This is a genomic window from Xanthomonas hydrangeae (assembly GCF_032697525.1).
In the GTDB taxonomy this organism is placed as follows: domain Bacteria; phylum Pseudomonadota; class Gammaproteobacteria; order Xanthomonadales; family Xanthomonadaceae; genus Xanthomonas; species Xanthomonas hydrangeae.
The window spans coordinates 1,328,926-1,339,848 of sequence record NZ_CP103836.1 but is presented as its reverse complement, the minus strand read 5'-3'; the positions used below and the strand labels follow the sequence as shown (position 1 = coordinate 1,339,848).

General features: G+C 63.2%; 14 protein-coding genes. 2 read left to right on the top strand and 12 right to left on the bottom strand.

The annotated features are described in order from the left end of the window. Window positions 1-29: 29 nt before the first annotated feature. The 12 genes from NYR97_RS05445 to sctU form a co-directional block, all read right to left on the bottom strand. Window positions 30-1,058 (bottom strand): pectate lyase, encoded by a 1,029-nt coding sequence (locus tag NYR97_RS05445; RefSeq protein ID WP_316698050.1) that lies wholly within the window; start codon window positions 1,056-1,058, stop codon window positions 30-32. 269 nt (window positions 1,059-1,327) lie between these two features. After that, complete coding sequence (locus tag NYR97_RS05440) at window positions 1,328-1,810, bottom strand: CesT family type III secretion system chaperone (protein ID WP_316697005.1); 483 nt, start codon at window positions 1,808-1,810, stop codon at window positions 1,328-1,330. Between the two features lie 55 nt (window positions 1,811-1,865). Next, window positions 1,866-2,138: an HrpE family protein gene (gene hrpE, locus NYR97_RS05435; RefSeq protein ID WP_316697004.1), complete on the bottom strand. Its 273-nt coding sequence runs from the start codon at window positions 2,136-2,138 to the stop codon at window positions 1,866-1,868. A gap of 85 nt (window positions 2,139-2,223) precedes the next feature. After that, window positions 2,224-2,466: an Hrp regulator HrpD6 gene (hrpD6, locus tag NYR97_RS05430; protein ID WP_316697003.1), complete on the bottom strand. Its 243-nt coding sequence runs from the start codon at window positions 2,464-2,466 to the stop codon at window positions 2,224-2,226. Between the two features lie 10 nt (window positions 2,467-2,476). Then, window positions 2,477-3,424, bottom strand: a complete 948-nt coding sequence (gene hrpD5, locus NYR97_RS05425) for an HrpD5 family protein (protein WP_316697002.1) — start codon at window positions 3,422-3,424, stop codon at window positions 2,477-2,479. After that, window positions 3,421-4,236, bottom strand: a complete 816-nt coding sequence (locus tag NYR97_RS05420; protein ID WP_316697001.1) for a 4-hydroxyphenylacetate catabolism regulator HpaA — start codon at window positions 4,234-4,236, stop codon at window positions 3,421-3,423. Before NYR97_RS05420 ends, hrpD5 begins: the two co-directional genes overlap by 4 nt. Next, entirely contained in the window at window positions 4,233-4,493 is a 261-nt protein-coding gene (sctS, locus tag NYR97_RS05415; RefSeq protein ID WP_005994479.1) for a type III secretion system export apparatus subunit SctS, read from the bottom strand. Before sctS ends, NYR97_RS05420 begins: the two co-directional genes overlap by 4 nt. A gap of 4 nt (window positions 4,494-4,497) precedes the next feature. After that, window positions 4,498-5,142 carry a type III secretion system export apparatus subunit SctR gene (gene sctR, locus NYR97_RS05410; RefSeq protein WP_316697000.1) on the bottom strand — a complete coding sequence of 215 codons (645 nt, stop codon included), beginning with the start codon at window positions 5,140-5,142 and terminating at the stop codon, window positions 4,498-4,500. After that, window positions 5,129-6,082 carry a type III secretion system cytoplasmic ring protein SctQ gene (sctQ, locus tag NYR97_RS05405; RefSeq protein ID WP_316698047.1) on the bottom strand — a complete coding sequence of 318 codons (954 nt, stop codon included), beginning with the start codon at window positions 6,080-6,082 and terminating at the stop codon, window positions 5,129-5,131. The genes sctR and sctQ overlap by 14 nt, the downstream gene beginning before the upstream one ends. A gap of 93 nt (window positions 6,083-6,175) precedes the next feature. After that, window positions 6,176-6,811, bottom strand: coding sequence for a type III secretion system protein SctP (gene sctP / locus NYR97_RS05400; protein WP_316696999.1), 636 nt, complete (start codon window positions 6,809-6,811; stop codon window positions 6,176-6,178). Beyond that, complete coding sequence (locus tag NYR97_RS05395; protein WP_316696998.1) at window positions 6,811-8,733, bottom strand: FHIPEP family type III secretion protein; 1,923 nt, start codon at window positions 8,731-8,733, stop codon at window positions 6,811-6,813. Before NYR97_RS05395 ends, sctP begins: the two co-directional genes overlap by 1 nt. Before the next feature lie 8 nt (window positions 8,734-8,741). Next, window positions 8,742-9,815: a type III secretion system export apparatus subunit SctU gene (gene sctU / locus NYR97_RS05390; protein ID WP_316696997.1), complete on the bottom strand. Its 1,074-nt coding sequence runs from the start codon at window positions 9,813-9,815 to the stop codon at window positions 8,742-8,744. Between the two features lie 212 nt (window positions 9,816-10,027). Here sctU and NYR97_RS05385 point away from each other — a divergent pair, with 212 nt between their 5' ends. Together NYR97_RS05385 and NYR97_RS05380 are read left to right on the top strand one after the other, a co-directional pair. Then, window positions 10,028-10,483 carry an HrpB1 family type III secretion system apparatus protein gene (locus tag NYR97_RS05385; RefSeq protein ID WP_316696996.1) on the top strand — a complete coding sequence of 152 codons (456 nt, stop codon included), beginning with the start codon at window positions 10,028-10,030 and terminating at the stop codon, window positions 10,481-10,483. A 32-nt stretch (window positions 10,484-10,515) separates the two neighbouring features. Further along, window positions 10,516-10,908: a type III secretion protein HrpB2 gene (locus NYR97_RS05380; RefSeq protein ID WP_205393521.1), complete on the top strand. Its 393-nt coding sequence runs from the start codon at window positions 10,516-10,518 to the stop codon at window positions 10,906-10,908. The last annotated feature ends 15 nt before the right edge of the window (window positions 10,909-10,923 follow it).

The window sequence follows — 10,923 nt, the reverse complement described above, 5'->3', positions numbered from 1 at the left end:
GACGCGCTGCGACGGTGCAGCGCGCGCGATCAGCCGCTGTAGGTCTTGTGGCCGATACGTGTTGCACCTATCGCCTGAGAAGCCTCGGGGGCAATCACCTCGTTGGGCGCATCGGTCTTCAGGTTGGAAATCTTGACCGTCGCGCCGGGCGCGTCGGTGCGGAATACCGCTTCCTTGACTTGATTGAAGTTGCAATTTTCGATCTGAACGTGCGAGTCGACATCGGAGTGTCCACCATTGGTACGGAACACCTTGCCGGCACCATTGACGGTGTCGCCCGACATCACCACGTCGGCAGCGCCGTTGTCCTGCACGACCTTGTCTGCGGCGTTCTTGAACGTGCAATTGATGATTTCGACCTTCGGCCGGCCGCTGACTTCCGGGCTGCAGCCGGCAATCCCCGCATCGTGCTCACGGTTGCCCTGGCCATCGATGGTGACCGCATCCTCGCTGACATCCTCGTTGACGCAGTTGACCATCTTGCCGCTGGCCATGAAATGCACACCGTCGCCGGTGCCACCCATGCGGACGTTGCAGAGGCTGCCACCGTCCTCGACGACGAAAAGTGGCTGCTGGTGCTCGTTCTGGGAGCCATCGCCCAGGCCTGGGCCACCGGTGTAAAGCTGGCCCTTGCCGTCGAACACCTCGCCCTTGTGCACCACGATGGTCTTGTTCTGGATGCCGGCTGGCGCGGTGACGACCTTGCCGGGAGGCAGTGGCGCCTGCGTGCCGGTCGGGCTTGGCGTGCCGTGAGCACCGTCGGTGGGCGTGGGTGTGGGCGTCGCCGAGTGACCCGGGTGGGTGGGCGATGCGCCGTTGCCGGCTCCCGTTCCGGAGGTGTTGCTGCCGTTGCCACCGTTGCCACCGTTGTTGCCATTGCCATTGCCGGCACCGCTGCCGCTGCCGTGTTGCCCGCCGGGGTTGGTGGAACACGGCGGGTTCGATGGCGGCATAGACGGTGTCGGATTGGAGTTGGTCGTTGGCTGACCATCACTGGAAGGCTGATCCTGTGGCTGCAGCATGTCCTTGAGCATGCGTTGCATGCAGTACGCCAGCATGCTCATGATCACTGCAGTCAAGGCCTGCTGCTGCGAAAGGGAAAATGAAGACGGTTGTAAGCTCGCAGTGGTATGTGAGGGAATAGCGAGATTCATTGGCGAATGTCCTTGCAAGAGGATGAATGGCAAACGAAATCCTGCGGTGGGAAATAACCGCGCGACAGCGTAGCGATGCAATACAGCGCAGAGATGCACAAGGCGCCGGCAGCGTGCTGCGGAGTCGTACATGTCTGGCTAAAACAATCGGCATGCAGGCAAAGCCGAACATCTCACGCACGTAGCCACAGATAATTTCCCGTTGCGATTCCTTCAAACATTTCGTCGTGTGCAATGAAGATGTTGTTGTTCCAATAACGGCCATGCTCGGCATAATGGGCGAGCAGATCGCAGATCCAGGCGCCGTCGACGTCGTCGTCCAGCGGAACGCGCACGACCAGCACGATCACGCCGGCATCGTTCAATCCGAGTTGCGCCTGGTCCTGCGCATATACCGACAGGTTGGCTTCCAGCAACAGCCGGAAGACCGTCAGGGTGCGTCCAGCAGGAGCAAGGCCGTAGGAGATGCGTAGGTAAAGCGCTTCTTCTTCCGGCGCTTGCTGTGCGTCATCGTCGGTCTGGGCTGCGGGCATGTGTAGATAGACTTCAAACCCTTCCACCCAGAGCACGCGATTGTTGAGCACCGCCTGCACATCCGGCAGGTCCAGTGCTTCGCACATCTGTAGAACGATCGCTTCGAATCGGGTAATGCTCATCTGTCGTACGACATGCGCAGGGCCATGCACCGGCCCTGCGTCATGTCAGGGCCTATTACTGGCCAACTAGCTGCTTCGCGTTGTCGCCTGCCTTGCCGATGAATTTGTTGAGCGCGACGTTGAAGTCAAGTTCGTTCTTCTTCGCGGTCAGGTAATTGTTCATGCGCTCCTGTGCTGCGGCTGATTTGCCAATGCCACCCATCAGACTATCCATCTGATTGTCCGAGGTCTGAGTGGCAGTGTGATTGTCAAATCTGCTTGAAAGGTCTGATCCAAGCAGATCCCCGCCCTGGCCCAATCGCGGCCCTATCGATTGTAAAACTGACATATAAATACTCCTTAGCTAAAGAGAAGTAACGTGGAGCGCTTGTCGGCGCGTTTTGCTTGACCAACGTGGCCAAGGAACTCGATGATCAAGGCATGCTGGCGATGTGCGCGACGATGTCTCGCGCAGCGTTGATGCCGTCGTGCAAGACAGTGAAATCGTTGCGCGCAGCCTGATCGCTCGCGGCGGACCAGTGCACACGGAGTTGTTGCGCTGTCGCGTGCAGCGCTGCCTCGATGTTGCGCAGTCGCTCGCCGGAGAGATCCTGCGCCTTGGTCTGCAAGATCTTGCTCATATCCTGGGTGACCGTGTCGGTCATGGCATCGAACATGGTGCGGTTCTCATGGCGCCGCTTGCTGCGGCAGGGAAGTCATGTGCTTGGTGCCGTCCGGGGTCTCCACGTAATGCAGTCCGTCGACGAGCAAGGCGGCGTCGTAGTTGGCAGGCGTTTTCACGGACGGGTCCTGCTGGGCGATGTCCACGTGCAGCTTGCGGATTTCCGGGCCCAGATCGCTGCGTAGATCGGCGATCCGCCGGATTGCACGCTCTGCGTTTTCGCTGCTGCCGGCAATGGAAAAAACGCCCTGGCCGTCGTAACGCACGCTCAGGTCGCGGTCGGCCAAGGTATCGCGCAGGGTTGCCAGTACCTCATCCACCACCACCACATCGACCGTGACCGCATGTTGATACCGATGCAGTTGTGCGCGCAGGCGTGCCGCATCCGCGCTGCTTGTCACCAGGCCCTCGACCCGCACGCGCGTACCGACCTGCTCCACGCGCGCTTCGCGCAAGCCCAGCTGTTTGAGCACGAATCGCACCTGATTGCGCTGGTTGTCCTGGCTGCGCGGGGGAGCCGCATCGGAGAGAAAGGCCGGGAGCAGGGAGGGCAGCAGCGCCGCCGCGGCCAGCGCTAGCATGGCGCCCACCACCGCACGCAGTGCGTTGCGCCTGGACCTGCGTGGCAAAGGGGCTGCCGGCGTCGCGGCGGGCGACAGTAGCTGCTCCAGCAGCGCAACATCGTCCGGCCAATCGGCTGCAGCGTCGCCGATGCAGAGCACCAACGGACCAAAGCGCACCGGATGCAGCGCAACAAACGCTGTCGTCGGCAACGCTTCGCTGCGATAACGGACTTGACCATCTGCATCCACCTCGATGATGAGCGAACAATCAGGCCAATCTTCGATCCTGATTTCGGCTTGGGGATCGGCGCCTAACGTATAGCTGCCTGGCTGCAAATCTAATCGTGCGCCGGCATGGATTCCCGTCAGCACGCGAAGTTGCATGGTCATGCGCGAATCTCCTGAGCGGTCCGTTCCTGGTGCTCAATCAGCAGCGTGTTCAGACGTGTGATGGCACTGGAACGATCAAGGCGTTTACGTGGTTTTTCCGCGTTGAGCAGCACCAACGGAAGCAGTAGATGGAAATTGCGCAGCGCTGGCGATGGCTCCGGTTGCGCCGGCACCAGCTCCACCAGAAGCTTCCGTAACGCCTGCAGGTTTTCCGCAGAGGTGCTCGTGGTGCCGGAGCGCAGATGCTCGCGCATCAACCTCCAGACCATGGCCGTCAATTGTGCTGCGGCAGGATGGGCAATGCCGATCGCGCGCAATTCGACAAGCGCAACGGCAAGCGCGCGTCGCCTGGCCATCGGGTCGGCCGCGCGTGTCGTCGCGTAGCGGTCGAGAACGCCGTCGACACTCGCACGCACACTGTTGTCCAGGTGCACTGGCGAAGCGCTTTGCCATCTCCCCGCCTGCGGATCGTCGGCCTGCGCATTGCCGCCCTCGCCGTGCTGATCATCCTGGCGTTGTCCCTGGCCCTCTGGCTGAGCGACTGCGATGCTGACCCGGCCGCGCAGCGCCGAGACGCGTGCCGCTTCGGCTTCTTCCAGTTCGGTGGCGTCGAGTTCGTCGTCCATGCCATCCAGCGAGCGCATGCCGCGTCGCCGCTTGCGCGGCGGGGCGGGGCGCAGACGGGGTGCATGATGTGCCGTGTCCGCCAGCGGCTGCACGCCAGCATGCGGGGCATCGGCGTGGTGGTGCGATGCGCCGGGCGCACTCGGCAGCGACGGCGGCACAGCGCCTGGCGAAATGCGCCGGATCATGGAAACGCCGCCTGCATCAGCGCCTGACCGAACTGCATGATCGCCGAGGCGCCCCAGGGCGCTGTGACTGCAATGGCAGCCACCACCACCACCAGCTTGAGCGCGAACGAAATCGAGGCATCCTGCAGCGACATCACTGCCTGGATGAAGGCGATCAGCAGCCCGGCCACTGCGGCCACGCCGACCACCGGCAACGACACCTTGAGGCACAGCAACAAGGCTTCGGAAGTGAATCGCACCAGATCGTCATGGTCCATGGCGTCACCGATAACTCAGGACCAGGCCGTGGATCAGCATGGACCAGCCATCCAGCGCCACGAACAACAGCAATTTGAACGGGATGGCCACGTTGGTTGGCGTCACCTGCGAAAGACCCATTGCCATCAACGCATTGGCCGCCACCAGATCAATCACGATGAAGACCAGATACAGCAGGAATCCGATGCGGAACGCTTCGGTCAGCTCGCTCAGCGTGAACGCCGGTGCCAGCACAAGAAGGTCGTCCGGCTTGAGCGTGTCGGCCTTGTCCTTGGGCCAGATCTGCTGCGCCGAGCGCATGAAAAAGGCCTTCTCGCGCTCGCGCGTGTGCTTGAGCAGGAACTGCCGAAACGGTTCGCGGCAGGCATCGAGCAATACCACCACACGGCTGTTGTCGGCACCGGGACTGTAATTCTGCGCGGCCTTGAACGCCTCCATGCCCACCGGCGCCATCACAAAGCACGACACCAGCAACGCGACGCCGTTGAGCACCATGTTCGGCGGCACCTGCTGCACGCCGATGGCATTGCGCAGCAAGCCGAGCACGACCACGATCTTGGTGTAGGAGGTGACCACCATCGCTGCGAAGGGCAGAAGCCCCAGCATGATGACCACCAGCAGCAGCGAGCCGACATCAGGCATCTGCATGCGCAGTCTCCGACATGCTGAGGATCTGCACGCCGAGATGTTCGCCAACCGCCAGCAACCTGCCGATGCCGATGGTCTGGCCGTAGACGACCAGGCGGATGTCGGCCTGATCCACCGGCACCGACAGCTCGAGGATCTGGCCGGGCTGCAGGCCCGAGAGGACCGACAGAGACAGCGCAAGCTGGTCCACTTCCAGCTGTACGGGCAGTTCCAGTGCCGCCACATCGGTGGCGGGCGATGAGGAGTCGGACGCGGGCATATCGTGCTGCATGGTGGGGGCAGTCTCCAGAATCATCTGTTGCAGGGTCAGGCGTACCGGAGCGCGCAACACCGCACCTCCAGGGACGCCCCAGAGCAGCTCGCCGCTGCGCACGGGAGCCGTGGCGAGCGCGTGCAGCAGGACATCACCCGGGCGCAGCGATTGCAGCAACGCCGCCGCTGCCGTGCGCTGGCCGATACGCAGGCGCGTGGTCACCCGCAGTGCGCTCAGCCAGGCCGGCAGTGGCGATGGCTGAGCCGGCGCAGCGCTAGCCGTTTGCAGCGCGGCAAGCAGCGGCGGGCTGGCGGTTTCTGCGATCGCGTCGATGCCGCCCAGGGTGATGCCGATATCGAGGCGATCGACTGCATCCGTACAGCGCTCGAAGGCGACCACCTCGGCAGCGCCTAGTCCCAGTGGTGCCAGGGCGCGCAGGTCATCGCTCAACAGCACACCGGCGATCGCCACACGCAGGGCGTCATCGGCTTCGTTCAACAGCAGCGCCAGGCCGTCGCGTGCAGCGATCCGCAACTCCAGGCTGCCGCTGTCGAATTGCAGCTGCAGGCGCGCGGCATCCGCAGCCCGGATGCCGCGGCGTTGCGCGGTGTAGCCGCAACGCTGTGCGGCACGCGGATCGCAGAGCACTCTGCCCAGCTGCGCGCGCACGGCAGGCACGTGGGTCAGCGCCTGCGACAAGTCGCGTGCCGGCGACGTCAGGCTCGGCTTTGTTGACAACACGGTGTCCCCCGCTATGGCTGGTCTGCTGCAGATGCAGCGCTAGACGACCTCGACGCTGATCTGAAGCGTGTCGCTGAGCGCAGCCTTCAATGCAGTATCCAAACGTTTTCTTGCATTCAAAAGTACCTCGCGCGTCTCCGGCGAGCCGCTGTCGAAGCGAAGCGATAGCTGGTCTGGCGAAAGCCGCAAGAACAGCGTGGTCTTCGGCAGGATGTCGTGGTTGATCTCCAGCCATGCCTCCCAGGTACCTGCGCCGCGTACCGGCGTGGCGTTGCAAAACTCGGCCACCCGCAGCGCGATGTGGTTGATGGCAAGCTGCGCGCGTTGGGTGCGGATCCACTCGGTGGCGATCTGCCGACCCAGTGCGTCGCCGTCATCGCCTCGGGCGATCTGTCGACGACTGCCGTCATCCAGGCAGGGCGGTGCGCTTGGCAGCGCTGCGGGGCCATGATCGTCGCTGGCAGCATCCACCACTTCGGGCAGCGTCGGATCGTCGTCGCCATCCTCCGGCAACACCGTGTCCGGCAATCCGGCCGGCACGCTGCTCAGGCGTCGGCGCAGTTGCATGAAGCTGACACGTTGCGTCGCACGCGCCGGTGCTGCCGCTGCGTGCGGCTGCAGCGGTGCGCCGGCAATCGGCAGGATGCGCACGTGGCGGACCGGTGGCTTGCGCATCAGGCCACCACTCTGCCGATCGGCTGCAGCTGCACCTCTGCGCCCAGTTCCTGGAACGAATACACCTCCAGCCAGTTCAGGCGTGCCTCGATCATGCGGCGCACATAACGCCGCACGTCCATCGAGGCGACCACCGCCAGTGGATGCCGCGCCTGATCTTCGACGATGCGTTCCACCTGCTCGACGAGCTGATTGGCCTGCTCCGGTGGCAGGGCCAGAAAATTGCCGGCCGGTGTGGCGCGAATCGACTGCCGGATCAGCTGTTCCACCGCGTGGTCGAGCATCACCGCAGGCAGCTGCCCGGTGCCTGCGGTCGCGGTGTGCGCAAGATAGCGGCCGAGATCGCAGCGCACATACTCAGTGAGCATCAGCAGATCCTTTTCCTTCGGTCCCCACACCACCAGGCTCTCCAGGATGCTCTTGATGTTGCGCACCGGGATGCGCTCCTCCAGCAGCCGCCGCAACACATCGGCGATGCGCTGGGCGGGCATGGCCTTGTTGACCTCTGCGACCAGCCCGGGATAGTCCGCGCCCACCTGTTCCAGCATCCACTGCGTCTCCTGGATGCCGACGAACAGATGCGCGCGTGCATGCAGCGGCGCGATGGCCTGCTGGGCCAGCGCTTTCTGCATGTCCGCCGTATCGCTCAACACGCTGCGGGTTTCCGGCACATCGTGGATCAATACTTCGTATTGCATGTCCTGCAGTGATTCGCTCTGCCAGATCGCGATCCCCGGAAACGGCAGGCCCAATAGCTCCACCAATTGCCGGCGTTCGCTTTCGATCGCCTGATCCAGCAGTGCCGGGTCGAGCCGCGCAGCCAGTTGTGGCGACAGCCGCATCGACAGGGGCGAGGCGAAATCCGGCGCGCTTTTGCGGATATGCGGCGCATCGCCCTTGGCGCCCTTGCGGCTGGTGGATGGCAGCGTGGGCTGATCACTGCCGCTGACATCGCGCTGCTTGCGCCAGATCGTATAGCCGCCTGCGCCCACTGCCGCCGCCAGCAACAGGAACAGCAGTGCGGGAAATCCCGGAACGAACGCAAAGCAGGCCAGCAGGACGCTGGCTGCCAGCAAGGCGCGGGCATTGCTGGTGAGCTGGCGGCCGATGTCGAGTCCGAGCGAGCTGATCTTGGCCTCGTTCTCGTTGGCCACGCGGGTGATCATGACGCCGGCCGCCACCGAGATCAGCAGCGAGGCGATCTGCGACACCATCGCATCGCCGACCGACAGGATCGCAAAGCGGTTGGCCGCTTCGCCTGCGCTCATGCCGTGGTAGGTCACGCCCACCACGATGCCGGCCAGGATGTTCACCATGGTGATCACCAGGCCGGCGATGGCGTCGCCCTTGACGAATTTCATGGCGCCATCCATGCCGCCGTGCAGTTGACTCTCGATGGCCAGCCGCGCGCGTTTGCGGCGTGCTTCGTCTGCGGTCAGGTTGCCGCCGCGCAGGTCGGCATCGATGCTCATCTGCTTGCCGGGCATCGCATCCAGGGTGAAGCGCGCACCGACTTCCGCCACGCGCTCGGAGCCCTTGGCGATCACGATGAACTGCACCGTGGTGATGATCAGAAACACCACCAGGCCCACCACCAGGTTGCCGCCGACCACCAGCTCGCCGAAGCTCTCGATGATGTGGCCGGCTTCGGCATGCAGCAGGATCGATTTAGTCGATGCGATGTTCAACGACAGCCGCAGCAGCGTGGTGAACAGCAGCAATGAAGGAAATGACGACAGCGAGATCGAGTCGGGCACATACATCGTGACCATCAGCAACACCACGCTCAAGGTGATGTTGATGCCCAGCAGCGTATCGATGAGCGGGGTGGGCAGCGGCAGGATCATCAGGCCGATGACCGCCACCACCAAGGCGGCGATCGCCACCTCACCGGTGTATGAGAAATACCGTGTCAGGCGCATGCCATCTCCTAGCAGGGCAGCGGACCGCTGCCGTCATCGTTGTCGTGGCCCAGCGCATCGACCCAGCGCAGCACCACCGCCACCGTTTCGAACAGCGATTCGGGAACCGCTTCGCCCAGTTCGACCGCATGCAGCGCACGCGCCAACGGCGGATTCGCCACGATCGGAATGCCCTGGTTGTGCGCATAGGCACGCAGTTCCAGCGCACCGTCGTCCACGCCCTTGGCAACCACCTGCGGCAGACCGAAGCCGTCCGGCTCGTAGGCGAGCGCGACGGCGTAATGGGTCGGGTTGACCACCATCACCTTGGCCTTGGCAACACGCTCGCGCGGGTCGCCGAAGACCAGTTCCTTGGCGAATTCCTTGCGTTTTCCCTTTACTTCCGGGTCGCCTTCGCTTTCCTTGTGTTCGCGTTTCTGCTCGTCCTTGCTCATGCGCTTGTCGCGAATGAACAGCCAATGCTGCACGCTCCAATCCGCCGCGCCGACCAGCACGAACACCAGCACCGCCAGGGCGCACAGAATGCCCAGTGCGCGCCAGCCGATCTGTGCGATGTCGGCCGTTGGTTGGTAGGCGAGCCCGATGATGGTCGGCATGAGTGCACGAAGGCCATACCACAGCACCACGCCGATCACAGCCGCCTTGATGCCCAGCTTCAACAGGTTGATGAGACTGCGTAACGAAAAGATTTTTTTGACGCCGTTGACGGGGTTAAGCGAATCGAATTTGGGCGTGACCGGTTTGAGCGAGGCATTGAGCCCAGTCTGTAGAAAAGTGCCGATCAATCCCGCGGCCAGGCAGGCCGCCACGAAGGGCAGCGTCAGCAACACGCCCTGGATGCCGACGCGACCGAGCGCACGGTGCAAGGCGGTTGCATCGCGCGTATTGGCGGTAAAATCGAAACCGATCGACATCAAGGTCCGCAGGTGTTCGACAAAATAGCTGCCTGCCAGTTTCAGCACCAACAGCGCGGCCAGCAGCACCGCGGCGGCAGTGACATCCGGGCTGATCGGGACTTCCCCATCCCTGCGCGCATCCTGCAGTTTCTTTTCGGTCGGCTTCTCGGTCTTCTCATCCGACATGGCGATCTCCGGCCGCTGTTGCTGCACGCCGATTCTGGGCGAGCCGTCGCCGGACGATCCGCTTCCAAGGCGAACGTATGCATGGGTGTACGAAGCACGATCTGTTTGTTCGCGATGGTATTCCGATGTTCGCTTCTGAAAAGTCTTCGTTGGCGCCGACGCGTACGTTACGCACGCATGCTGTCCACAGCCATTGAACGACGAGGTGCGGTATGGAAAAGATTGAATGTCCCGGTTCGGTCGTGAGCGGGCTGATCGAACTGATCACGGTCGGGCTGACCCACGAAAAACTCGAAGAGGCCGCAGCGGTGCTGGCCGCCGTGCGGGTACTGCGGCCGGAGTTGAAGGCGCTGGATACCTTCGATGCCTGGATTGCGATCAAGCGCGGCAGTTATCTGGAGGGCGCGCGCCTGCTGCGTGAGCTGGAGGCCGATGCCGATTCCAAGCCGTTGTGCAAGGCCTTGTACGCGTGTTGCCTGTTTGCGGTGGGCGACCCGTCGTGGCATGGCATTGCAGACGGTCTGATCGAAGAGGACGCCGATGCCGACGCCGTTGGCCTGGTCAAGGCGCTGTCAGGACGCTACACCCCGGCACCCGCGCCGCTGGAAGCGGCGGCCGAATCCGCCGCGCCGATGGAAGTTCCCAACGCCCAGTATCTGCGCGCCTGATCCGGACCCACACCCAGCCTGCGGAACATGTCATGACGCTCATTCCTCCTGTCCCAGCGATCACGGCCAGTACCGGCCTGTCCACGCCAGCGGTGTCGCCGACGGCGGCGCCGAACCAGGCGCTCGTCAACCGCTTCCAGGCGCTGATGCAGTCCTCCAGCCCGTTGCCGCCAGCCATGCAGCGTGTCGGCGAGCCGAGCATGATGAGCCGCATGGTCGACGTGCAGAACGATGGCGTGCGCAGCATTACCGAGCATATCGATGCCTTCAGCATGCAGGCGCCGACCATGGGCCTGCAGGAAATGGCCTCGCAACAAATGAAGTTGATGCACGAGCTGACGATGGTCGGCTTCAACCTCAATGTCAGCGTTGGCGTGGCGCAGTCGGGCAAGAACGCCGTGCAGACGCTGTTCAAGAACCAATAGCATGCGAAAGCTCAA